Here is a 23,135-nt window from a genome sequence, read left to right as displayed (position 1 = left end):
GGACGCCGGGTGGGCCGGGGCACCGGGCCACGGGCTCCGCGCCGCAGCAGCGGTGCGGGACCGTGTCGCCCCGGGCCCGGCTCCGGGCCGTGTCCCCGCGTGTCCCCGCGTGTCAGCCCGTGGCCGGACCCCAGCGCAGCGTCAGCCGGGTACCCGCACCGTCCACCACGACGTCCCCCGGCCCGGCCCGGTCCACGCCGGGCCCGCGCTCCGGCCCGCCACCGGGACCGGCGAGCGACGGGACGACCGCCTCGATCCGCAGGTCCGCCGCGTGCGGGCGGCCCGCGTCGACCCACCCCGCGACCAGCCCGGCCAGCCGTTCGGCGGCGAGGTCACCGTCCGGCCCGCAGGCCCGCACCGTCGCCTCCGGGTCCGCCAGCAGCACCGCGCACCCGTCGCCCGCGACCAGGCCCAGCGTCGCGCGGACACCGCCGAGGTCGAACAGCGCCGGTGCGGCCCCACCCTCGGCCGGGCCGAACAGCCGCACCACCCCCGGGTCCGCGACCGCGCACCACAGCCCGAGCCCGTCCCACAGGTCCGCCACCGTGCCCGCCGCGGCCACCGGCCGGTCGGTGCCCGCACCGGTGGTCGCGCGGGCCAGCGCCCGCGGGTCCGGGACGTCGGCGTCGTCGGAGCCGCAGGCGGGCTGCACCCGCCACCGGCCGTCCGGCAGGGCGACCTCGGCACCCGGGTCGGCGCCCTCCCCGCGCAGCCGGACGAACGCGCAGCTGCGCACCGACCGCGAGTGCAGCCGTCCCGGGGCGGTGTGGGCGAACGCCACCGACAGCTGGCTGCCGCGCACCGTGAGCGGCAGCAGCAGCCGGCCGCCGGGCGCGAGCTGGGCGACCCACTCCGGCCGGACGCCGGTGGAGCCGACGGTCAGCTCGATCCGGTCGTAGGGCGCCGCGGGCGGGTACCCGAGCGCCCCGTCCCCGACGACGACGTCGACGCCGTCGAACCCGGCGGCGTCCAGGTTCGCCCGGGCCCCGGCGACCAGGTCGTCGTCGATGTCGAGGGTGGTCACGGCCCCGTCCGGACCGACCAGCTCCGACAGCAGCGCCGCGTTCCAGCCGGCCCCCGCACCGATCTCCAGCACCCGGTGCCCCGGCCCGGCCGCCAGCTGTTCCAGCATGATCGCGACCATCGACGGCTGGGAGACCGAGCTGACCGTCACGCCGTCGTCGACCTTGATCGGGACGGCGACGTCGGCGTAGGCCCCGCCGGGGTCGAGGGCGGGCAGGAACAGGTGGCGCGGCACCGTCTCCAGTGCCGCGCGGACCGCGGGGGTGCGCACCCGGCCGTCGCGGACCAGGGACGCGACCAGCGCGGAACGGGCGCGGTCGGCCGACATGCGGGCATTGTGCCCCTGCCGCCGTCTAGAGCAGAACGAGGTCGTCCGCGTGGACGAGCTCGCGCCGCTGCTCGGGCGGCAGCTCGCGGGTCCGGCGGCCGATCATGTGCGGCAGCTCGGTCGCGTCGTAGGAGACGACACCGCGTGCGATGGCCCGCCCGCCGGGGGCGAGCAGTTCGACGACGTCGCCGGCGTCGAAGTCGCCGGACACGCCGTGCACCCCGGCGGCCAGCAGCGAGCGGCGACGGCGGCGGACGGCCTCGACGGCGCCGTCGTCGAGGTCGAGGGCCCCGCGGACGTCGGCGGCGTGCCGCAGCCAGAACCGGCGGGCGCCCATCCGGGTCCCGGCGGCGCGGAACACGGTGCCGACCTTGGGGCCGTCCTCGGTGGCGGCCAGGGCGTCGGCGATCCGGTCGGCGGAGGTCAGCAGCACCGGGATCCCGGCCGCCGACGCCATCGCGGCCGCCTCGACCTTGGTGGCCATGCCGCCGGTGCCCAGTCCCGACCCGGGGCGGGTGACGCTGACCCCGGCGAGCTCGGCCGGGTCGTCGACCTCGGTGATCAGCGACGTCCCAGGGTCGCGCGGGTGGCCGTCGTAGAGGCCGTCGACGTCGGAGAGCAGCACGAGCGCGTCGGCGCCGACGATGTGTGCGACGAGCGCGGCGAGCCGGTCGTTGTCGCCCACCCGGATCTCGGCGGTGGCGACGGTGTCGTTCTCGTTGACCACCGGCAGCGACCCGAGCTGCAGCAGCCGTTCCAGGGTGCGCTGGGCGTTGCGGTAGTTCGAGCGGCGGATCATGTCGTCGGCGGTGAGCAGGACCTGCCCGATGCCCTGCCCGTGCCGGGCGAACGACGCCGAGTAGGCGTGGGCGAGCAGGAGCTGCCCGACCGACGCGGCGGCCTGCTGGGTCGCCAGGTCCCGCGGCCTGCGGCGCAGCTGCAGCGGCGCGAGGCCGGCCGCGATCGCCCCCGAGGAGACGAGCACGACCTGCGCACCGGCGGCGCGGCGCCCCATCAGGGCGTCGACCAGGGCGTCGAGCCGGGCCGGGTCGAGACCACCGGTCAGGCTCGTCAGCGACGACGACCCGACCTTCACCACGATCCGCTTCGCCGCACCCAGTGCGGCGCGCGTGCTCACGCGGGTCTCACTCCTCGATCTCGTGGTCCGACGAGTAGCGGGCGCCCGCGGCGAGCTCGGCGTCGGACAGGTGGTTCCGGCGCGCGACCCGGGCGCGCTTGCGCTCGGCGGCGCCGACCCGGTCGTTGCCCTCCAGCCGGATGTCGGTGCCGCGCCCGGTGAGCAGGGCGGCGACGCCGGCCGGGGTGGACGGCTCCCAGTCGAAGGTGACCTGGCCGATGGTGACCGGGCAGCCGGGCACGGCACCGGCCTTGGCCAGCGCCTCCTCCACGCCGAGCCGGGCGAGCCGGTCGGCGAGGTAGCCGACGGCCTCGTCGTTCTCGAACGCGGTCTGGCGGATCCACCGCTCGGGGCGCTCCCCGCGCACGACGAACCCGCCGTCGAGCTCCGAGTCGGGCGTGATGGTGAAGCCGGTGTCGTCGACGGCGCGCGGGCGCAGCACGATCCGGCTCGGCTCGGCCTCCGGGCGCGCGGCACGGGCCGCGGCGACCCGCTCGGCCATCGCGAAGCTCAGCTCCCGCAGCCCGGCCCGGGACGCGGTGGAGATCGCGTACACCGGCCAGCCGAAGCGCTCGGTCAGGTCCTCGCGGACCATGTCGACCAGGTCCGCGGCGTCCGGGACGTCGATCTTGTTGAGCGCGACCAGGCGCGGGCGCTGGTCGATCCGCTCCCCCAGCGCGCTGGTGCCGAGGGCCTCGGCGTAGTGCGCCAGCTCGGTCTCCAGCGCCTCGATGTCGGACACCGGGTCGCGCTCGGTCTCGAAGGTCGCGCAGTCCACGACGTGCACCAGCACCGAGCAGCGCTCGATGTGGCGCAGGAACTCCAGGCCGAGGCCGCGGCCGTCGGCGGCACCCGGGATGAGGCCGGGGACGTCGGCGACGGTGAAGGTGTCGTCGCCCGCGCTGACCACGCCGAGCTGGGGCACGAGGGTGGTGAACGGGTAGTCGGCGATCTTCGGGCGGGCCGCGGACAGCGCCGCCACCAGTGAGGACTTGCCCGCGCTGGGGAACCCGACGAGGCCGACGTCGGCGAGGCTGCGCAGCTCCAGGGTCAGCTCGACCTCGTCGCCGGGCTCACCGAGCAGCGCGAAGCCGGGGGCCTTGCGGGCGGCGGAGGACAGCGCGGCGTTGCCGAGCCCGCCCCGTCCGCCCTCGGCGGCGACGAACCGGGTGCCGACACCGACCAGGTCGGCGACGACCTCGCCGCGGGCGTCGAGCACGACGGTGCCGTCGGGCACCCGCAGCTCCAGGTCCGGGGCGTTCGCGCCCTGCTTGAACGCGCCCTGCCCCTGGGTGCCGCTCTTCGCCTCCGCACGGGGGCGGTGGTGGTAGTCGAGCAGCGTGTGCACACCCGCGTCGACGACGAGCACGACCGAGCCGCCCCGGCCGCCGTTGCCGCCGTCGGGGCCGCCGAGCGGCTTGAACTTCTCGCGGTGTACCGAGGCGCAGCCGTTGCCCCCGGCACCCGCGGTCGCGTGCAGCACGACGCGGTCCACGAACCGGGACATGACGGTGCTCCTGTCGTTGTGTCGTACCACGGCGGGGCCGCGGTGGGTGGTGACACGACGAACGGCGGGCCCCCCGTTACCGGGGTGACCCGCCGTCGGCGTCGCTGTGCTGGCGGGTCGCTCAGACCTCGGCCGGCACGATGTTCACGGTCTTGCGGCCGCGCTTGGAACCGAACTCGACGGTCCCGGCGGCGAGGGCGAACAGCGTGTCGTCCTTGCCGCGCCCGACGTTGACACCCGGGTGGGTGGCGGTGCCGCGCTGACGGATGAGGATCTCGCCGGCCTTGACCGACTGGCCGCCGAAGCGCTTCACACCCAGGTACTGGGCGTTGGAGTCGCGACCGTTACGGGAGCTGGACGCACCCTTCTTGTGTGCCATGACGCGGGCTCCTTACTTGCCGATCGCGGTGACCTGGACCTTCGTCAGGGGCTGACGGTGCCCCTGACGCTTGTGGTACCCGGTCTTGTTCTTGAACTTGTGGATCCGGATCTTCGGACCCTTGGTGTGCTCGACGACGGTGGCCGTCACCGCGGAGGTGAGGCCGCTGGCGTCGGTGGTCACCTGGTCGCCGTCGACGAGCAGCACGGCGGGCAGAATGATCTCGGCGCCGGGCTCACCGTCGAGCTTCTCGACGGTGACCACGTCGTCGACGGCCACCTTGTACTGCTTGCCGCCGGTCTTGACGATCGCGTACATCGCTGACGCACGACTCCTGAACATCGGGGGCGCACCTGGTGCGCTCGGGCTTTCACAGCTCGCGCCGGTCCCCGGCGCGCACACCACGGCCCCCGTGCCGAACACTGTCGTGTGCAGAGGCGTGGCTTCTGTCGGTCAAGGTTACGCGACCCCGTCGGAGTGCTCTCCGCCGGGGTCGCCGTCACCCTCCGTCCTGGGGCGGACCCGCCGGGCGGGAGGCCGCCCGGCGCGGACGACGGGTACGGGTGACGGCCGCGGCGGGCTCCGGCTGCGCGGCGACGGCCGGAGCGGCCGCCGTTCCCGCGTCGGCCGGTGCCGCCGTGGCCGCCGGCGGAGCGGACTCCTCCGGCGTCGAGGCGGTCGTGATGACCACCGCCTCACCACCGCGGACCGGGGCGCCGGCGGAGCGGCTGACCCGGCGGCGGCGCGGTGCGGGTGCGTCGGGCTCCGGGGCGGCGGGGATCGTCCCCGTCGGCTCCGGGGCCACGTCCTGGGCCGGTGCCGCGGCCTGCGGGGCACCGGTGGGCTCGGCGACCACCGGGGCGGCCGGACCGGTCAGCTCACCACTCGGCTCGGCGACGACGGTCTCGTCGTCGTCATCGGCCGGGGCCGGTGCGGGTGCGGCGTCGGTGACGGTGGTGTCGGCCGTGGCCGGCACGGAGACCCCGGTGGACCCGGCGGCCGCGCCGTCGTCGCCCTTCGGGGTGCTGCCCGCGGCGACGGCCGCGACTCCCGCGGCGGCGTCGACGCGCCCGGTGGCGCCGGAGCCGTCCCGCTCCTCGGCACGGTCGGAACCGTTGCGGTGCCCGGAGCCGTTGCGGTCGGAGTCGTGGCGGTCGGCGTCCTGACGGCCCTCGTCCCCGTTCCCGGAGTCGCCGTGGCCGGACTCGCCGTTGCCGTTGCCGCCGCGGCGACGACGGCGACGCCCGCCGCCGTCGGAGTCGCCGTTGCCGGCATTCCCGGAGCCGGACCCGTTGCCGGATCCGCCACCGTTGCCGCCGCCGTTGCCGGAGCCGTTGCCGTGCTGCGCGCCGTTGCCGGAACGGCCGTGCTGGTGGTCCGGCCCGGTGTCGGTCGAGACGATCACGCCCCGCCCGCGGCAGTGCTCACAGGTGGTGGAGAAGTGCTCCAGCAGCCCGCCGCCGACCCGCTTGCGGGTCATCTGGACCAGGCCGAGCGAGGTCACCTCGGCGACCTGGTGCCGGGTGCGGTCCCGGGCGAGGCACTCGGTGAGGCGGCGCAGGACCAGGTCCCGGTTCGCCTCGAGCACCATGTCGATGAAGTCGACGACGATGATCCCGCCGATGTCACGCAGCCGCAGCTGGCGGACGACCTCCTCGGCCGCCTCCAGGTTGTTGCGGGTGACGGTCTCCTCGAGGTTGCCGCCGGAGCCGGTGAACTTGCCGGTGTTGACGTCGACGACGGTCATCGCCTCGGTCCGGTCGATCACCAGGGTGCCGCCCGAGGGCAGCCAGACCTTGCGGTCCAGCGCCTTGAGCAGCTGCTCGTCGATCCGGTACTCGGTGAAGACGTCGGACGGGCCGGTGTGGCGGTGCATCCGGTCGGTGAGCTCGGGCGCGACGTGCCCGACGTAGCCGGACACGGTGTCCCAGGCGTCGGCGCCGGACACGATCAGCTTCGAGAAGTCCTCGTTGAACTGGTCGCGGACGACCTTGACCAGCATGTCCGGCTCCTCGTAGAGGAGCGTCGGGGCCTTGGGCGCGCCCGGGCCGGTCTTGTTCGCCTTCTCCTTGACGACCTCCCACTGCGCCTGCAGGCGGCGGACGTCACGCTCGAGGGCCTCGTGCGAGACCCCCTCGGAGGCGGTCCGGATGATCACACCGGCGTCGGCCGGGACGATCTCCTTCAGCATCTCCTTGAGGCGCTTGCGCTCGGTGTCGGGCAGCTTGCGGGAGATCCCCGCGGCACCGCCGGAGGGCACGTAGACCAGGAAGCGGCCGGCGAGGGAGATCTGCGTGGTCAGCCGGGCACCCTTGTGGCCGACCGGGTCCTTGGTGACCTGCACCAGCACCTGGTCGCCCGAGGAGAGCGCCTGCTCGATCTTGCGCGCCTTGCCGTTGAGGCCGGCGGCGTCCCAGTCGACCTCACCGGCGTAGAGCACGGCGTTGCGGCCGCGCCCGATGTCGACGAAGGCCGCCTCCATCGAGGGCAGCACGTTCTGCACGCGGCCGAGGTAGACGTTGCCGACCATCGAGCTGCCGGAGTTGCCGCCGGTGATGAAGTGCTCGACGAGGATGTCGTCCTCGAGCACGCCGATCTCGGTGCGGTCGGAGCGCTGGCGGATCACCATCTGGCGGTCGACCGACTCGCGCCGGGCCAGGAACTCCGACTCGGACAGGATCGGCGGACGGCGGCGGCCCGCGTCGCGGCCGTCCCGCCGGCGCTGGCGCTTGGCCTCGAGCCGGGTGGAGCCGCGCACGCCCTGGACCTGGTCGTCGGAGGACGACCCGGAGTCCTGGCGGGACTCGCTGCGGGCCTCGCGGACCCGGGTGACGGTGTTGGGCGGGTCGTCCTCGGAACGGTCCTCGACGTCGGACCCCCCGCGACGACGACGGCGCCGCCGGCGGCGCGAGCCGCCCGAGGACTGCTCGTCGGAGTCGTCGTCGGAGTCGTCGTCGGAGTCGTCCGAGGAGTCGGAACCGGTGGAGCCGGAGTCCTCGGAACCGAACTCGTCGGAGTCCTCCGCGTCGTCGCCGTCCTCGCCGGAGTCCTCGCCGCCCTTGCCGCGGCCGCGGCCACGACGGCCCCGGCGGCGACGACGGCGGTTGCCGTTCTCGTCCTCGCCGTCGTCGTCGGAGCCGTCGCCCCGGTCGTCGGCGTCGGTGGTCCCGTCGGCGTCGGTGTCGTCGGCGGCCGGGGTGGTGGCCCCGGTGTCCGCGGCCGGGGCCGCGGTGGTGTCGGTGTCGCGGTCCTTGCGACGGCGGCTCTTGCGGCCGCGGCGGGGGCCGCCGTCGGTGCCGTCCTCGCCACCGGACTGCTCGGCCGCGTCCTCACCGGCGGGCTCGGCGGCCGCCGGGGCGGTCTGCGCGGCGCCCTGGGCCGTGGGGGCCTGGAACATCGGGACGGCGAAGACCGGCGCCAGCGCGGGCGCGGAACCGCCCCGGGCGGCACCGGAACCGGTGTCGAACGGGTTCGCCGGGACCTCGGTGGTCGCGTCCCCGGCGTCGGCGGAGCCGATGTCGAGTACGGCCGCGGCCTCGGCGAGGGCGGCGTCCGGCGTGTCGGCCGCGGGAGCGGGCTCCGCCGCGGCGGGCTCGGCCCCGTCGGCGGGCTCCGGGGAGGTGGCCCCGGCGGCGTCCGTGACCGGGCGCAGCGCCGCGACGACCTGCTCGGCCGTCGCACGGGTGATGCTGGACTGGGCGCTGCGGACCTCCTGGCCCAGACCGACCAGGGTCGCCAGGACATCGCGGCTCGCCGTGCCCAGCAGCTTGGCCAGGGCATGGACCCGCATCTTCTCCGGCAGCTCGGAGAGCCCGCCGGTGCTACCGGCGGGCGCGTCGTTCACGGACATTCAGCTCCTTCGCCCCCGGGCGCCTCACGTCGGAGGCGGCCGCTCAGGGACCTTGCGCGTACGTTCCGCAGCTCGCGCGGGTTGCGCGGTACGGCACATCTGGTGTCGCTCCCCGGTCTTCGGGGATGGTGCTCGACGCCGGACCGGAGGCGGGAAGTGCCGTCCGTGTCAGGAACCGTCCGGCCGGGCCCGGGTCGCCGGGACCGCACCGAGCGGATCCACCAGGTCGCCCCCGTCGTCGAGCAGGCCCTGCGCCAACCGGGTGGCCGTCACCGGTACCGGCGGCGCCAGGTCTGCGACGACGGTGAGCGCGCCCAGTACGTCATCGGGTCGGACGGTCGGTGTCGTCAGCCGTACGACCGCCGTCAGTATCGCACAGTCGGTGACCGACGCCGGGGAACCCGCCGCCCCGGACGGGTCATGATCGGCCGGTGTGCCGTTCACCTGCGGTTCGACCGACAGAGTCACGACGGCGGCGCGCACGTCGATCTCCTTGCGCCCGGACGGGGTCACCCGGGTCACCACGACCGAGGTCTCGGCGAGGAACCGCTCGACCGCGGACCGCACCTCGGCGGGGTCGAGCCCGCGGATCTCGAGCCGCCAGCGGGCGGCGTCGATCCGGTCGGCCAGCGCGGGCGGCGTCGCGACCGCCGCCGCGACGACGTCGAGCCCGTCGGGCAGCGCCCGGTCCATGGCCTCCCGGACCAGCTCCGGGTCGACCTCGCGGGTCAGCCCCATCTCGACGTACTCGGCCTCGCTGGCCGCCCCGGTCGGGGCGGCGCCGACCCAGGACAGCCGCGGGTGCGGGCTGAAGCCGTGCGAGTGCGAGACCGGGACGCCGGCCCGGCGGACCGCGCGTTCGAAGCTGCGGGCCACGTCGCGGTGCGAGAGGAACCGCAGCCGGCCGCGCTTGGCGAAGCGCAGGCGGACCCGCTGCACCGTCGGGGGTGCCGGGTTCGCTGCCGCTCCTGCCTTCACGCGCGCCATGCCCCGGAGTCTAGGAGGCCGCCCGGCCGCCCCGACCGGGACCGTCTACTGCTCCAGCACCAGCAGCGCGTCGCCGGCGGGCCGGAACCCGGCACGCCGGTAGAACGCGGCGCTGCCCGCGGTCGGGGCCAGCATCAGCCGCCGGTACCCGCGGGCCCTGGCGTGCGCGACGACCGCCGCGAGCAGCACCCGCGGCACGCCCGCCTCGGTGAACGCGGCGAGGACGAAGGCGTTGCCGACCTGCCCGGTGCGCGTGCCGCGGCCCCCGGGGCGGGGCATCTGCACGGTCTCCAGCACGTTGATCGACCCGACCGGTGTCCACCCGGCGCGGTCGCTGCCCGCCTCGGCCACCCAGAAGGCCCGGCGCGGCTGCTCGACCCGCCACCAGGCGGCGAACGACTCGGCGAACGACGGGTCCTCGACCGGCCGCCCGGCGCGCTCCTCCAGCCAGAGGCGGCGCAGCCGGGTGAGCGCGGCGACGTCGCGCTCGTCGGCGACCCGGACCCGCAGATGTCTGCCGCCGTACTCCCAGGAGGACCCGTCGGCGTCGGCGAATGCCGGGTCCGGGATCGAGGACAGTCCGTTCTCAGTCACCCGGGCGTGCGCCCCCGAGCGACCCCGCGGCCGAGGCCGTCGGGTTGACCACGGTCAGCGGCAGCAGGGTGGTCCCGCTGGGGCCGACCTCGATGTCGGTGCCGGTGGACGGGCAGACGCCGCAGTCGAAGCACGGCGTCCAGCGGCAGTCGTCCTGCTCGCGGCCGTCGAGCGCGTCCTGCCAGTCCTCCCAGAGCCAGTCGCGCTCCAGGCCGGAGTCGAGGTGGTCCCAGGGCAGGATCTCGTCGGCGTCGCGCTCGCGGGTGGTGAACCAGTCCAGCGACACCCCCTGCGGCTCCAGGGCCTCGGCGGCGGAGTCGACCCAGCGGCGGTAGGAGAAGTGCTCGGACCAGCCGTCGAACCGGCCGCCGTCGCGCCAGACCTTCTCGATGACGGCGCCGACCCGGCGGTCGCCACGGGCGAGCAGTCCCTCGATCAGCGAGGGCTCGCCGTCGTGGTAGCGCATGCCGATGTTGCGGCCGATCTTCCGGTCGGTGTTGACCGCCTCGCGCAGCTTGCGCAGCCGGGAGTCGACGACCTCGGGGTGGCACTGCGCGGCCCACTGGAAGGGGGTGTGCGGCTTCGGGACGAACCCGCCGATGGAGATGGTGCAGCGGACGTCGTTGCGCCCCGACGCCCTCCGCCCGGCCTCGATCACCCGGTAGGCCATCCCGGCGATCTCCAGGACGTCCTCGTCGGTCTCGGTGGGCAGCCCGCACATGAAGTACAGCTTGACCTGCCGCCAGCCCTGGGAGAACGCCTCGGCGCAGGTCCGGATGAGGTCGTCCTCGGAGACCATCTTGTTGATCACGCGGCGGATGCGCTCGGAGCCGCCCTCGGGGGCGAAGGTCAGCCCGGAGCGGCGGCCGTTGCGGGAGATCTCGTTGGCCAGGTCGATGTTGAACGCGTCGACCCGGGTGCTCGGCAGCGACAGCGAGGTGTTGGTGCCCTCGTAGCGGTCGGCGAGGCCCTTGGTGATCTCGGCGATCTCGGAGTGGTCGGCGCTCGACAGCGACAGCAGGCCGACCTCGTCGAAGCCCGAGGCGCGCACCGCGGCGTCGACCATCTCGCCGACGCCCTGCAGCGACCGCTCCCGCACCGGGCGGGTGATCATCCCGGCCTGGCAGAACCGGCAGCCGCGGGTGCAGCCGCGGAAGATCTCGACGCTGGCCCGCTCGTGGACGGTCTCGGCCAGCGGGACCAGCGGCTTCTTCGGGTACGGCCAGTCGTCCAGCTCGATCGTGGTGCGCTTCTGGACGCTGGCGGGGACCCGCTCGTCGGCCGGGGTCACCGCGGCGATGTGGCCGTCGTCGGCGTAGGTCACGTCGTAGAGGGACGGCACGTAGCAGCCCGGCGTCGACGACAGCCGCAGCAGCAGCTCCCGGCGCCCACCCGGGCGCCCCTCGGACTTCCAGTCCCGGACGACGTCGGTGATGTCGCCGACGACCTCCTCGCCGTCACCGAGCGCGGCGACGTCGACGAAGTCGGCGACCGGCTCCGGGTTGAACGCCGCGTGCCCACCGGCGACGACGACCGGGTGGCTCTCGTCGCGGTCGCGGGCGTGCAGCGGGACCGCCGCCAGGTCGAGCGTGGTGAGCAGGTTGGTGTAGCCCAGCTCGGTGGAGAAGGAGACGCCGAGGACGTCGAAGTCACCGACCGCGCGGTGGGCGTCGACGGTGAACGACGGCACCCCCGACTCGCGCATCAGGGCCTCGAGATCGGGCCAGACCGCGTAGCAGCGCTCGGCCAGTGCGTCGGCGCGCTCGTTGAGGACCTCGTACAGGATCTGGACGCCCTGGTTGGGCAGGCCGACCTCGTAGGCGTCCGGATAGAGCAGTGCCCAGCGGACGGCCGCGGAGTCCCACGGCTTGACCTGCGAGTTCCCCTCACCGCCGACGTACTGCACCGGCTTGGCGACGCGGGGCAGGATCGGCTCCAGGGCGGGGAATACGGAGGTGGGTGCCACGCTGCACCAGGGTAGCCACGTCCGTTCGGGACGAACCGGCGGGTCGTGTCCGACCGAACGCGGGGTGTGGAACCCGAGCAGTACACCGACGTCGGCGCGGTCCGGCTGTGCCACCAGTCCTTCGGCGACCCCGCCGACCCGGCGGTGGTCCTGGTGATGGGCCTGGGCCTGTCGCTGGACTGGTGGCGCGACGACCTCTGCGCCGCCCTGGCCGGCCGCGGGTTCCGGGTGGTGCGGTTCGACAACCGCGACGTCGGCCGCTCGACGCACCTGTTCGGCCCCGGGATCTCGGCGTGGGGGTTCCTGACCCGCCGGGCCCGGCCGGTCTACACCCTGGCCGACATGGCCGACGACACCGGCGGGCTGATCGCCCGGGTCGCGCCGTCCGGGGCGCACGTGGTCGGTGCCTCGCTGGGGGCCTCGGTCGCCCAGGAGACCGCGATCCGCCACCCCGGCCTGGTCCGGTCGCTGACCTCGGTGATGGGCCGCCCCGGCGACGGCACCGGGCGGACCGCGCCGCGGATGCTGCCGGAGTTCCTGCGGCCGCCGCCCGCGGACCCGGTCGAGGGCCTGGTCCGGTCGTTCCGCCGGATCGGCTCCCGCGACCGGACCGCCGTGGACGACGAAGACGTCCGCGTCACGTTCCGGCGGGCGCAGGCCCGCGAGACCGGCGACGGCAGCGGGTCCGGCAGGCAGCTGGCGGCGATCGTCGCCGAGCGGGACCGGACCGCGGACCTGCGGGCGCTGACCTGCCCGGCGCTGGTGCTGCACGGGTGCGAGGACCGGGTCATCCGCCCCGACGGGGGCCGTGCGACCGCCGCGGCCGTCCCGGGCGCCGAGCTGGTGGAGGTACCGGGGATGGGCCACGACCTGCCGCGGTGGGTGTGGCCGGAGCTCGTCGAGGGGATCGTGCGGACCGCCGCCCGGGCGCACGCCCGCTGAGGCACGGGTCACGGCGGACGGGCGGGCCGGGCACCTACGCTGGCGCCGACCTGCTCCCCACGCGCGTCCCCGAACTCCCAGGAGACCCCGTGCCCGTGACCGACGCCGAGCTGCACGCCCGGTTCCGCCCGCTGTTCGACGAGATCGCCGCCGGCGCGGTGGAGCGCGAGCTGACCCGCAGGCTGCCCGTCGACGAGATCGCCGCCCTGCGCGACGCCGGGTTCGGCGCGGTCCGGCTGCCGGTGGAGGCCGGCGGCGCGGGGGCCTCGCTGCGCCAGCTGTTCGCGCTGCTCGTCGAGCTGGGGGCGGCGGACTCGAACATCCCGCAGGCGCTGCGGACGCACCTGCTGTTCGCCGAGCTGTGGTCGGCCGGTGCCGCCGACGACCCGGTACTGCGCGGGCGGCTGGAGCAGGTCGCGGCCGGCCGGCTCGTCGGCAACGCCATCTCCGAGCGCGGCGGCGTCGCGCGCAACTCCTCCACCACGGTGCTGCGCCGCGACGGGGACAAGCTGCTGCTCGAGGGCGAGAAGTTCTACTGCACCGGCACGCTCTACGCCGACCTCGTCGACGTCGTCGCCCTCGACGAGGACGGCAGCCGGGTGAGCGTGCTGGTGGAGACCTCCGCGCCCGGTGTCGAGCGGGTCGACGACTGGCGCGGGTTCGGCCAGAAGCTGACCGCCAGCGGCACGACCCGGTTCACCGCGGTCGAGGTCGACCCGGCCCAGGTGCGGCCCGCGCCGACCGACGCCCACCAGCCGGTCCGGCAGGGGTTCCTGCAGCTGGTGCAGCTGGCGGCGCTGGCCGGGATCGCCCGCCGCGCCGCCGACGACGCCGCCGCCTACGTCCGCGACCGGCGCCGCAACTGGCCCTACGGCAACGCCGACCTGCCCAAGGACGACCCGCTGGTGCAGCAGGTCGTCGGGAAGGTCGACGCGGCCGCGTTCACCGTCGCCGCCGTCGTCGACGCCGCGGCCGCCTCGCTGGAGCGGGCGCTGTCCGAGCCCGGCCACGGCCCGGCCGCCGAGCTCGACGTGTACCGGGCCCAGTCGACGGTGCCGCAGCTGGTGCTGGACGCGACCTCGGAGCTGTTCGAGGTCGGCGGCGCGTCCACCGTCGACGTCGACCGGGCGCTGGACCGGCACTGGCGCAACGCGCGCACCCTCGCCGTGCACAACCCGATCGTCTACAAGCAGCAGGTGGTCGGGGCCTTCGCGCTGAACGGGACGGTGCCGGTGCTGTCGCTGTCCCCGGGCGTCGCGGGCTGAGCGGGGCTCACCGGCCGGCGCGGGCGGTGAGGGCGGCGCGCGTGGCGTCGTCGGCGGGCAGGAAGGTCTCCAGCGCCAGCTCGGCGAGGGTGACGTCGTGCGGTGCGCCGAAGGTCGAGACCACCGAGTGGAACCTCAGCGTGCCGTCGTCGGTGTCGAGGACCAGCGGCAGCAGCACGTCCGAGCCCGGAGACGGCAGCGCGGTCTCCTCGGGCCCGGGGTAGTCCCGGCACTCGGCGAGCAGCGCGGCGAGCCGCCGGTCCGCGGTCATCCGCACCTGCCGTTCGAGCCGGTGCAGCAGGTGCTCCCGCCACTGGGCGAGGTTGCGGATGCGCGGCGCGAGCCCGGCGGGGTGCAGGCAGACCCGGTGCACGTTCGGCGGCGGCCCGAGCACGGCCGGGTCGAGGCCGGCGAGCAGCGCCGAGGCCGCGGCGTTGGCGAGCCGGACGTCGCCCCACCGGTCCACGACGAGGGCCGGGTACGGGTCGTGCGCGGCGACGAGCCGCGCCAGCGCCTCCCGCACGGGCGCGAGGTCCGGGTCGTCGAGCGACCGTTCGGCGTAGGCGGGGGCGTAGCCGGCGGCCAGGAGCAGCGCGTTCCGCTCCCGCAGCGGGATCTCCAGCGCCTCGGCGAGCGCGCCCAGCAGCTCCCTGCTCGCGCCCGAACGGCCGGTCTCGACGAAGCTGAGGTGCCGCGCCGAGACCCCCGCCGCGAGCGCCAGGTCGAGCTGGCTGCGCCGGCGGCGGCCCCGCCAGAACCGCAGCATCTCCCCCGGTCCCGCGGTGCGGGCCGGACGGACGTCGGTGTCGCTCACCGGGCCGACGCTAGCCGGACCCGGGCGTCGCGACGACTACCTGCGGGGTAGGCGGATCCGGTTACCCCGCAGGTCATCGCGCCGCGGCGACGGTGGCAGCAGGCTCGGTGAGGTCCGAACCGCACCACCCAGGAGGTAGGGATGACCGACTTCACCGCCCTCGCCGAGCGCTACGTCGCGGCGTTCAACGAGGCCGACCCGGCGGCGCGGAAGGCCCGCGTCGCCGAGCTGTTCACCACCGACGTCCGCTACACCGACCCGCTCGCCGACGTCACCGGGCACGACGGCGTCGCCGGGTTCCTGGGCGCGGCCCGGGAGAAGCTGGCCGGGTTCGAGTTCCGGCTGCACGGCGAGGTCGACGCGCACCACGACCGGGCGCGGTTCCGCTGGCAGGCGGCCCCGCCGGAGGTCTTCGCGTCGGGCGCCGAGCCTCCGGTGGTCGGTTTCGACGTCGTCGTGACCGACGGCGACGGCCGGATCGCGCAGGTGCACGGCTTCCTCGACGTCGTGCCGGCCCTCTGACGGGCCGGGCCGGTCAGTGGACGACCGGCCCCGACGACGGGCCGTGCGCCCACGACGGCGGCGGGCCGGGTTCGGCCCGCCGCCGCGGGACGACGAACGCGGCCACGGCCAGCAGCCCGGCCAGGAGCATCCCGTACTGCAGGCTCAGCAGGTAGCCGAGCCCCCGGCCCAGCGCGAACGGCGCCTGCGGGTCGACCAGCGTCCAGGCCGAGGCCGACGCGAGCAGGACGGCCGCGGTCAGCGGCGCCGCCGGGGACAGCCGGGCGGCGAGGGCCACCCCGCCCAGCAGCAGACCACCGGCCAGCAGCAGCCCGGACCCGGACGGGACCCGGTCGAGGTCCATCCGCATCATGCCCTCGTAGGCGATGCCCATCCCGGCGCCGGCGACGGCGAGCGCCACCGCCGTCCCCGCGAGCCCGACCAGGATCCCCATCAGGTGCCGCACGACCGCCCCCCTCCGCCGATCCGGACGGATCGGACATCAGGGGAAGCTATCAGCGCCTGCCGTTCGGCAGGGCCAGTCGGTTGATCGTGCCCAGGACCTGCATGTACTGCTTCCACAGCGGCCCGGTCGTGTACTCCAGCCCGTACTCCCGGCACAGCTCCCGCACCTCGGGGGCGATCTCGGCGTAGCGGTTGCTGGGCAGGTCCGGGAACAGGTGGTGCTCGATCTGGAAGCTGAGCTGGCCGGTCATCAGGTGGAAGTACCGGCCGCCGTCGAGGTTGGCCGAGCCCAGCAGCTGGCGGACGTACCACTCGCCGCGGCTCTCGTCCTCCAGCTGCTCCTCGGTGAACTGCACGGCGCCGGTCGGGAAGTGCCCGCAGAAGATGACCGCGTGCGTCCAGACGTTGCGCACCAGGTTCGCGGTGAGGTTGCCCGCGAGCACCGGCAGGAAGAACGGCCCGGCCAGCGCGGGGAAGGCCACGTAGTCCTTGAGGATCTGGCGGCCGGTCTTGCGGCCGATCGACTTGATCTGCTGCCACACCCGGCTCAGCGGCTTCTCCCCCGCCACGACCTTCTCGACCTCGAGGTCGTGCAGCGCGACGCCGTACTCGAAGAACAGGCTGAGCAGGAAGTTGTAGAGCGGGTTGCCGAGGTAGTACGGCGTCCACCGCTGCTCCTCGGACAGGCGCAGGATCCCGTAGCCCACGTCGCGGTCCTTGCCGACGACGTTGGTGTAGGTGTGGTGCATGTAGTTGTGCGAGTGCTTCCACTCCGCCGAGGACGAGACGTTGTCCCACTCCCAGGTCGACGAGTGGATCTTCGGGTCACGCATCCAGTCCCACTGGCCGTGCATGACGTTGTGCCCGATCTCCATGTTCTCGAGGATCTTGGCGATCGAGAGCATCGCGGTGCCGGCGATCCAGGCCGGCGGCAGGACGCCGGCGAACAGCAGCGCGCGGCCGCCGATCTCCAGCGCCCGCTGCTTGCGGATGACGCCGCGGATGTACTCGGCGTCGGACGCGCCGCGCTCGGCGAGGACGCGGTCGCGGATCGCGTCGAGGCGGCGGCCGAGCTCCTCGATCTGCTCGGCGGTGAGGTCGGTGGTGGCGGCCACGTCCTCCCGGCGCGACGACGGCACGAGCTCCAGCACCGGGCGCTGCGGGTGCTGCTCGCGGCCGGTCTCCTCGGGGCCGGGCTCGGCGTGCGTGGGGTTCTCCAGGACGGCGGTCATGAGGACCTCCTTCGGTCGGAGCGGGTGTGTCAGGGAAGGTCGATGCGCGCGGGGCCGCACGCGGAGTTGATGCAGGTCTGGACCAGGTCGCCGGGCTCGCCGTGCGCCTCGCCGGTGCGCAGGTCGCGCACCCGGCCCTCGCGCAGCGGCAGCACGCAGCCGAAGCAGATGCCCATCCGGCAGCCGCTGGGCATGAGCTTCCCGGCGGCCTCCCCGGCCTCGAGGAGGCTCTGGCCGGACTCGACGACGACGTCGTCCCCGCCGAGGTCGACGGTGCCGCCGGTGCCCTCGGTGGCGCGGGCCGGCGGGGTGAAGCGCTCGGCCACGACGCCGTCCCAGGCGCCCTCCAGGGCATCGAGCAGGCCGTCGGGCCCGCAGGCGTACACGGCGCGGTCCGCCCGGTCGGCGACGGCGGCGTCGAGGGTCGTGGGGTCGAGCCGCCCGGAGACGGCGCTGTGGCGCAGCACGACCCGCAGCGACGGGTGCCGCGCGGCCAGGCCGGCCAGCTCGGCGCGGAAGATCGTGTCCTCCGACGTGCGGGCGCCGTGCACGAGCACGACGTCGGGCATCGTCCCGGCGCGGTCGAGCGTGCGCAGCATGCCCATCACCGGGGTGATGCCGCTGCCCGCGGTGACGAACAGCAGCTTCTCCGGGAGCGGGTCGGGCAGGACGAAGCCGCCCGCCGCCTGGTCGAGCTCGACGATCGTGCCGATCGGCAGGTCGCGGACCAGGGTCGGCGACACGGCGCCGCCGTCGACCTCCTGCACGGTCACCGTGAGGTGCTCGGCGTCCTCCGGGGAGGTCAGCGAGTAGCTCCGGGTGAGCCGGACGCCGTCGACCTCGACGCCGATGCCGACGTACTGGCCGGCGCGGTGCCCGGCCCAGGCGCGCCCGGGCTCGATGGTCACCGAGACCGCACGGCCGGTCTCGCGGCGACGGGCGACGACCCGGCCGCGCAGCGACGTGGTCGACCAGAGCGGGTCGACCAGCGTCAGGAAGTCCTCGGGCAGCAGCGGGGTCGTGAGGGCGCTCGCGGCGGCCAGCAGGCCCCGGCGGCGCGAGGTCGTGCCAGGAGCGGATCGGAACATGACATCGACTGTGCACGGTTTGATGTCACATAGCAACCGGGGCCTCTTGAATCCTGTGTCACATGCCTGCCTGTTATCCTCTGTGTCATGGTCGAGGACCCGGAGTCGGCGGACTGGCGCACCATCGACGAGCTGGCGCGGTCCAGCGGTGTCACGGTGCGCAACATCCGCGCCTACCAGTCCCGGGGGCTGCTGCCCCCGCCGCAGGTCAAGGCCCGGACGGGCTACTACGGACCCGGTCACGCGGCGCGTCTGGAGCTGATCCAGGACCTGCAGGACGAGGGCGTCAAGCTCGACACGATCAAGAAGCTGCTCGACACCACCGGTGGCTCCACCGAGCAGGTCGTGCAGTTCATCCGGACCGTCCGCGCGCTGTTCGCGCCCGAGGACCGGCAGATCGTGCACCTCGCCGAGCTCGCCGAACGGTACGAGAGCACCGACGTCGGCGTGGCCAGGCGCGGGGTCAAGATGGGCCTGCTGCGCGAGCTGGGCGACGACACCTACGAGGAGATCAGCCCGCGGCTGATGAACGCCGCCGCCGAGCTGACCGGTCTCGGCATCCCGATCACCCGCTCGCTCGACGTCGTGGAGCAGCTGCGCAAGCACGCCGACGCCGTCGCCCGGCTCTACGTCGACCTGTTCCTCGGCGAGATCTGGCAGCCCTTCGACGCCGAGGGCCGTCCCGACGACCAGTGGCCGCGCGTCTACGAGACGATCGAGCGGATGCGCCGCATCTCCGGTGAGGTCATGATCGCCGTGCTGGAGCTGGCCGTGGCCGAGCGGGTCGACGTCACCTTCGGCCGCGACATCGTGCGCAACGTGAAGACCACGAGCGCGGGCCCCACCCTCGCCCCCGACGCCGCGGAGCCGTCCGCGGACGGGGCGCCGTCCTGACCACCGGGCCGGTCAGCGCCCGCGCAGCGCGCGGGAGACCACGGCCCGGGTGTCGGCGGGGTCGATGACGTCGTCGATCTCGAACACCGTCGCCACGCTGAGCGCCTTGCCGCGCTCGTAGTACCCGGCGACGAGCTCGTCGTAGCGGGCCCGCCGCGCGGTCTCGTCGGTGATCGCGGCCAGCTCGTCGCGGAAGCCGAGGCGGACCGCGCCCTCCAGCCCCATCCCGCCGAACTCGCCGGTCGGCCAGGCCACGGTGAGCACCGGCGCGTGCAGGTCACCGCCGGCCATCGCCATCGCGCCGAGGCCGTAGCCCTTGCGCAGCACGACCGTCACCACCGGCACCGTCAGCCGTGCCCCGGCGACGAACATCGCCCCGAACCGGCGGACGGTCGCGGTGCGCTCGGCGTCCGGGCCGACCATGAACCCCGGGGTGTCGCACAGTGACACGACCGGCAGCCCGCGGGCCTGGCACAGCGCCAGGAACGCGGCGGCCTTGTCCGCGGCGTCGCCGTCGATCGCGCCGCCGAGGTGCTCCGGGTCGTTGGCGATCACGCCGACGGCGCGGCCGTCGAGCCGGGCCAGTGCGGTGACCATCCCCGCGCCGAACCCGCCGCGCAGCTCGACGACGGAGCCGGTGTCGCACAGGGTGTCGACGACGCGGCGGACGTCGTAGGCGCGCAGCCGGTTCTCCGGGACGAGGTGGCGCAGCAGCCGCTGGTCGGCGTGCCCGCCGGGCACCGGGTCCCCGGCGACGTGCAGCAGGTACCGGCGGGCCGCGGCGGCCGCGGCCCGGTCGTCGGGCACCAGCAGGTCGACCACGCCGTTCGCCCACTGCATCGGCATCGGGCCGACGTCACCGGGTGCGACGACGCCGAGCCCGCCGCCCTCGATCATCGCCGGGCCGCCCATGCCGAGGCTGCTGCCCTCGGTCGCGACGATCAGCTCGCAGGCCCCGGCCAGGGCCGCGTTGCCGGCGAAGCAGTAGCCGGCGACGACCGCGACGGTCGGGACCCGGTCGCGCAGGCGGGCGAACAGCCGGAAGGTCGGCACGTCGAGCTGGGTGACGGCGGAGGTGTCGGTGTCCCCCGGCCGTCCACCGCCGCCCTCGGCGAACACGACGACCGGCAGCCGGTCGCGCTCGGCGAGCTCGAGGAGCCGGTCGGTCTTGCGGTGGTTGAGCACACCCTGGGTGCCGGCGAGCACGGTGTAGTCGTAGGCCAGCACGGCGACCGGGCGTCCGCCGACGGTCCCGGTGCCGGTGACGATCCCGTCGGCGGGGGTGCGGGCGACGAGCTCGGCGGTGCTGCGCCGGGCCCGCTGCGCCGCCAGGGTCAGCGCGCCGTACTCGACGAGGCTGTCGGGGTCGAGCAGGTCGGCGACGTTCTCCCGGGCGGTGCGCCGTCCCGCCGACCGCCGGCGTGCGACGGCGGCGGGCCGGCCGGCGTCGAGCCCGCCGTGGCGGCGGTCGCGGACCTCGGCCAGGTCGGGCCGGATCCGGTCGGGGTCGACGTCCTCGGCACGGCCCGGGGCGTCCGCGGGGTCGGCGTCGGCGAGGACGGCGAGCAGCTCCCCCGCCTCGACCGCGTCCCCGACGGCGACGACGACCGTCTCCACCCGGGCCGGCCGCTCCGCGGTGACCGGGTGCTCCATCTTCATCGACTCGAGGACGACGACCTCGCCGCCCGCGGCGACGACCTGCCCGGCCGGGGCGGGCAGCGCCACGACGACGCCGGGCCGGGACGCGCGCGCGGCGGTCCGGTCCGCGGGGACCTCGACCGCCGGGCCCGGCGCCGATCCGTTACCCGCGGCGTCACCCGCCGCGGGCGCGCCGGTCTCGGGCGCACCGGTCGCGGGCAGCACGGTCTCGCGGGGCGCCGCGGCCAGCTCGACCAGGTGCCGGTCGACGAAGGTGGTGTCCAGTGTCCCGTCGACCAGCTCGGGGCGGGCGAGGACGGCCTGCAGCAGCCCCAGGGTGACCGCGACGCCGGCCACGTCGAACCCGGCGAGGGCACGCCGGGCGGCGGCGGCAGCGGCCTCCGGCGTCGCCCCGCGGGCGACGACCTTGGCCAGCAGCGGGTCGTAGCGCGGCCCGACCCGGTACCCGGCGTAGCCGTGGGTGTCGACGCGGACCCCGCGCCCGGCGGGCGGCTGGAAGCGGGTCAGGGTCCCGGCGGCCGGGACGAGGGCCCCGTCCGGCCCGACGGTCTCGGTCGTCACCCGGGCCTGGACCGCGGTCCCGCGCGGCGCGGGCGGGGAGGCGAGGCCGAGGTCGGCGAGCCGGGCGCCGTAGGCGACCCGCAGCCCCAGCTCGACGAGGTCGAGGCCGGTGGTCTCCTCGGTGACGGTGTGCTCGACCTGGATCCGCGGGTTGACCTCCAGGAACGCGATGTCCTGCCCGGCGAGCAGGAACTCGACGGTGGCGAGGCCGCGGTAGCCGTCGCACAGGCGCAGCGCGGCCTCGTGCAGCCGCGCGCGCACCGGGGCGGGCACGGCGGGGGCGGGCGCGATCTCGACGAGCTTCTGCCGGCGGCGCTGCGCGGAGCAGTCCCGGTCCCCCAGCACGACGGCGCCGGTGCCGTCGCCGAGGACCTGCACCTCGACGTGCCGGGCGGCCGGCAGGAGGCGTTCGACCTGCACCGCGCCGTCGCCGAACGCGGCGAGCGCCTCGGACGAGCAGCGGCGCACGGCGTCGTCGAGGTCGGCCGGGTCGGTGACCGGGCGCATCCCGCGCCCGCCGCCGCCGGAGCGGGCCTTGACCATGACGGCGCCGCCGGGGCCGAGGCGGGACAGCAGCGCGGCGCCGTCGGCGGGTTCGACGGCCTCCAGCACCGGTACGCCGAGCGCCCCCGCGTGGTCGCGGGCGGCGGCCTTGTCCCCGAACAGCTCCAGCGCCTGCGGCGACGGCCCGACGAACACCACTCCGGCGTCCGCACAGGCCCGGGCCAGCGCCGGCCTCTCGGAGGCGAACCCGTAGCCGGGGTGCAGCGCACCGGCCCCGGCGTCGACGGCGGCACACACCAGCGCGTCGACGTCGAGGTAGGCGGCGGCGCCGGTGCCGGGCAGCGCGACGGCGGCGTCGGCGCGGGCGACGTGCGCGCAGGCGGCGTCGTCGGCCGCGTGCACGGCGACCGTGCGCACGCCCAGCCCCGACGCCGTCTCCATGATCCGGACGGCGATCTCGGCGCGGTTGGCGACGAGCAGCGCCCCGGGGAGCGCGGGGCTCAGGACAGCAGACCCGCGGCCCGCAGCGCGGCGCGGACGTCCTCGTGGTGCCACTCGTCCAGCGGCACCAGCGGCAGCCTGATTCCGCCGGGCATGAGCCCCAGCTCGGCCAGGGCCCACTTCACCGGGATCGGGTTCGGCTCGGAGAACAGCGCCGCGTGCAGGCCCGCGAGGTCGGCGTCGAGCGCGGAGGCGGTCTCGGCGTCACCGGCGACGGCGGCCTTGCACATCCGGGCCATCGTCTCGGGGGCGACGTTCGCGGTGACCGAGATGTCGCCGTGGAACCCGGCGAGCATCGACGCGCGGGCGGTGCCGTCGTCACCGGAGTACAGCGCGAAGTCGTCCAGGCCCAGCGCGACGAGCTCGCGGACCCGGTCCAGGTCGCCCTTGGCCTCCTTGAGGCCGACGATGTTCGGGATCTCCGCCAGCCGGGCCACCGTCGACGGCAGCATGTCGCAGGCCGTGCGGCCCGGGACGTTGTAGAGGTACTGCGGGATGTCGACGGTCTCGGCGATCCGCTTGAAGTGCTGGTAGAGGCCCTCCTGCGGAGGCTTGTTGTAGTACGGCGTCACGAGCAGCGCGCCGTCGGCGCCGGCCGCCCGCGCGGCGCGGGTCAGGTGGATCGCCTCGTCGGTGGAGTTCGCCCCGGTGCCGGCGATGACCGGGACCCGGCCGTTCGCGACCTCGATGGTGCGCCGCATGACCTCGGTGTGCTCGAGCACCGACAGCGTGGACGACTCGCCGGTCGTGCCGACCGAGACGATCGCCGCGGTGCCCGCGTCGACCTGCCGCTCGACGAGCTCGCCGAGGGCCTTGTGGTCGACCTCGCCGCTGTCGTGCATCGGGGTCACGATCGCGACGATGCTTCCGGTGATCATGCCGGGCCTCCCTGGTACCGCTGCTCCTGCCGGTGCGACCGTAGCAAGCGGGACCGACG

Annotated in this window: 19 protein-coding genes; 4 read left to right on the top strand and 15 right to left on the bottom strand. The window is 75.2% G+C overall.

All coding sequences use genetic code 11. The features are described from left to right. Positions 1-112: 112 nt before the first annotated feature. The 9 genes from KPL57_RS41580 to KPL57_RS41540 form a co-directional block, all read right to left on the bottom strand. Positions 113-1,351 (bottom strand): methyltransferase domain-containing protein, encoded by a 1,239-nt coding sequence (locus KPL57_RS41580; RefSeq protein WP_226355896.1) that lies wholly within the window; start codon positions 1,349-1,351, stop codon positions 113-115. Between the two features lie 25 nt (positions 1,352-1,376). Further along, complete coding sequence (gene proB, locus KPL57_RS41575; protein WP_226355895.1) at positions 1,377-2,489, bottom strand: glutamate 5-kinase; 1,113 nt, start codon at positions 2,487-2,489, stop codon at positions 1,377-1,379. A 7-nt stretch (positions 2,490-2,496) separates the two neighbouring features. After that, positions 2,497-3,996 carry a GTPase ObgE gene (obgE, locus tag KPL57_RS41570; protein WP_226355894.1) on the bottom strand — a complete coding sequence of 500 codons (1,500 nt, stop codon included), beginning with the start codon at positions 3,994-3,996 and terminating at the stop codon, positions 2,497-2,499. Positions 3,997-4,117: 121 nt separating this feature from the next. Further along, a complete protein-coding gene (gene rpmA / locus KPL57_RS41565) occupies positions 4,118-4,375 on the bottom strand; it encodes a 50S ribosomal protein L27 (RefSeq protein WP_020624745.1) in 258 nt (85 codons plus the stop codon). A gap of 12 nt (positions 4,376-4,387) precedes the next feature. Continuing rightward, positions 4,388-4,693, bottom strand: coding sequence for a 50S ribosomal protein L21 (rplU, locus tag KPL57_RS41560; protein ID WP_020624746.1), 306 nt, complete (start codon positions 4,691-4,693; stop codon positions 4,388-4,390). Positions 4,694-4,874: 181 nt separating this feature from the next. Next, positions 4,875-8,225 carry a translation initiation factor IF-2 N-terminal domain-containing protein gene (locus tag KPL57_RS41555; RefSeq protein WP_226355893.1) on the bottom strand — a complete coding sequence of 1,117 codons (3,351 nt, stop codon included), beginning with the start codon at positions 8,223-8,225 and terminating at the stop codon, positions 4,875-4,877. A 168-nt stretch (positions 8,226-8,393) separates the two neighbouring features. Then, the gene (locus tag KPL57_RS41550; protein ID WP_226355892.1) at positions 8,394-9,212 is read right to left on the bottom strand and encodes a TIGR03936 family radical SAM-associated protein; all 819 of its coding nucleotides are present in this window, start codon (positions 9,210-9,212) and stop codon (positions 8,394-8,396) included. A 45-nt stretch (positions 9,213-9,257) separates the two neighbouring features. Continuing rightward, positions 9,258-9,806: a GNAT family N-acetyltransferase gene (locus KPL57_RS41545; protein WP_226355891.1), complete on the bottom strand. Its 549-nt coding sequence runs from the start codon at positions 9,804-9,806 to the stop codon at positions 9,258-9,260. Continuing rightward, the gene (locus tag KPL57_RS41540) at positions 9,799-11,772 is read right to left on the bottom strand and encodes a TIGR03960 family B12-binding radical SAM protein (RefSeq protein WP_226355890.1); all 1,974 of its coding nucleotides are present in this window, start codon (positions 11,770-11,772) and stop codon (positions 9,799-9,801) included. Before KPL57_RS41540 ends, KPL57_RS41545 begins: the two co-directional genes overlap by 8 nt. Positions 11,773-11,838: 66 nt before the next feature. On the opposite strand from KPL57_RS41540, the gene KPL57_RS41535 reads away from it, so the two are divergent. Then, entirely contained in the window at positions 11,839-12,714 is an 876-nt protein-coding gene (locus tag KPL57_RS41535; RefSeq protein WP_226355889.1) for an alpha/beta fold hydrolase, read from the top strand. An 89-nt stretch (positions 12,715-12,803) separates the two neighbouring features. Beyond that, positions 12,804-13,979 (top strand): acyl-CoA dehydrogenase family protein, encoded by a 1,176-nt coding sequence (locus tag KPL57_RS41530; protein ID WP_226355888.1) that lies wholly within the window; start codon positions 12,804-12,806, stop codon positions 13,977-13,979. Positions 13,980-13,986: 7 nt separating this feature from the next. Here KPL57_RS41530 and KPL57_RS41525 read toward each other — a convergent pair whose 3' ends face one another. Next, positions 13,987-14,793: a helix-turn-helix domain-containing protein gene (locus tag KPL57_RS41525; protein WP_308253088.1), complete on the bottom strand. Its 807-nt coding sequence runs from the start codon at positions 14,791-14,793 to the stop codon at positions 13,987-13,989. A gap of 141 nt (positions 14,794-14,934) precedes the next feature. Here KPL57_RS41525 and KPL57_RS41520 point away from each other — a divergent pair, with 141 nt between their 5' ends. Then, positions 14,935-15,315 carry a nuclear transport factor 2 family protein gene (locus tag KPL57_RS41520; RefSeq protein WP_226355887.1) on the top strand — a complete coding sequence of 127 codons (381 nt, stop codon included), beginning with the start codon at positions 14,935-14,937 and terminating at the stop codon, positions 15,313-15,315. 13 nt (positions 15,316-15,328) lie between these two features. Here KPL57_RS41520 and KPL57_RS41515 read toward each other — a convergent pair whose 3' ends face one another. The 3 genes from KPL57_RS41515 to KPL57_RS41505 are packed head-to-tail and all read right to left on the bottom strand — an operon-like array spanning position 15,329 to position 18,079. Beyond that, positions 15,329-15,760 carry a hypothetical protein gene (locus KPL57_RS41515; protein ID WP_226355886.1) on the bottom strand — a complete coding sequence of 144 codons (432 nt, stop codon included), beginning with the start codon at positions 15,758-15,760 and terminating at the stop codon, positions 15,329-15,331. Between the two features lie 49 nt (positions 15,761-15,809). After that, entirely contained in the window at positions 15,810-16,991 is a 1,182-nt protein-coding gene (locus KPL57_RS41510; protein WP_226355885.1) for an acyl-CoA desaturase, read from the bottom strand. A gap of 29 nt (positions 16,992-17,020) precedes the next feature. After that, a complete protein-coding gene (locus KPL57_RS41505; protein ID WP_226355884.1) occupies positions 17,021-18,079 on the bottom strand; it encodes a ferredoxin reductase in 1,059 nt (352 codons plus the stop codon). 87 nt (positions 18,080-18,166) lie between these two features. On the opposite strand from KPL57_RS41505, the gene KPL57_RS41500 reads away from it, so the two are divergent. Beyond that, positions 18,167-18,973: a MerR family transcriptional regulator gene (locus tag KPL57_RS41500; RefSeq protein ID WP_226355883.1), complete on the top strand. Its 807-nt coding sequence runs from the start codon at positions 18,167-18,169 to the stop codon at positions 18,971-18,973. A 12-nt stretch (positions 18,974-18,985) separates the two neighbouring features. Here KPL57_RS41500 and KPL57_RS41495 read toward each other — a convergent pair whose 3' ends face one another. After that, positions 18,986-22,201 carry a carboxyl transferase domain-containing protein gene (locus tag KPL57_RS41495; protein WP_264199236.1) on the bottom strand — a complete coding sequence of 1,072 codons (3,216 nt, stop codon included), beginning with the start codon at positions 22,199-22,201 and terminating at the stop codon, positions 18,986-18,988. Next, the gene (dapA, locus tag KPL57_RS41490; RefSeq protein ID WP_226355881.1) at positions 22,198-23,076 is read right to left on the bottom strand and encodes a 4-hydroxy-tetrahydrodipicolinate synthase; all 879 of its coding nucleotides are present in this window, start codon (positions 23,074-23,076) and stop codon (positions 22,198-22,200) included. The genes KPL57_RS41495 and dapA overlap by 4 nt, the downstream gene beginning before the upstream one ends. Between the last annotated feature and the right edge of the window lie 59 nt (positions 23,077-23,135).

Source organism: Pseudonocardia sp. ICBG601 (genome assembly GCF_020496245.1).
The sequence above is the reverse complement of the archived record's forward strand: the minus strand, read 5'-3'. Positions and strand labels throughout refer to the sequence as shown.

Coding starts and splice junctions, on each gene's coding strand:
- KPL57_RS41580 (WP_226355896.1), bottom strand. CDS start 1,351: ATGTCGGCCGACCGCGCCCGTTCCGCGCTGGTCGCGTCCCTGGTCCGC.
- obgE (WP_226355894.1), bottom strand. CDS start 3,996: ATGTCCCGGTTCGTGGACCGCGTCGTGCTGCACGCGACCGCGGGTGCC.
- rpmA (WP_020624745.1), bottom strand. CDS start 4,375: ATGGCACACAAGAAGGGTGCGTCCAGCTCCCGTAACGGTCGCGACTCC.
- rplU (WP_020624746.1), bottom strand. CDS start 4,693: ATGTACGCGATCGTCAAGACCGGCGGCAAGCAGTACAAGGTGGCCGTC.
- KPL57_RS41555 (WP_226355893.1), bottom strand. CDS start 8,225: ATGTCCGTGAACGACGCGCCCGCCGGTAGCACCGGCGGGCTCTCCGAG.
- KPL57_RS41550 (WP_226355892.1), bottom strand. CDS start 9,212: ATGGCGCGCGTGAAGGCAGGAGCGGCAGCGAACCCGGCACCCCCGACG.
- KPL57_RS41520 (WP_226355887.1), top strand. CDS start 14,935: ATGACCGACTTCACCGCCCTCGCCGAGCGCTACGTCGCGGCGTTCAAC.
- KPL57_RS41510 (WP_226355885.1), bottom strand. CDS start 16,991: ATGACCGCCGTCCTGGAGAACCCCACGCACGCCGAGCCCGGCCCCGAG.
- KPL57_RS41505 (WP_226355884.1), bottom strand. CDS start 18,079: ATGTTCCGATCCGCTCCTGGCACGACCTCGCGCCGCCGGGGCCTGCTG.
- KPL57_RS41500 (WP_226355883.1), top strand. CDS start 18,167: ATGGTCGAGGACCCGGAGTCGGCGGACTGGCGCACCATCGACGAGCTG.
- dapA (WP_226355881.1), bottom strand. CDS start 23,076: ATGATCACCGGAAGCATCGTCGCGATCGTGACCCCGATGCACGACAGC.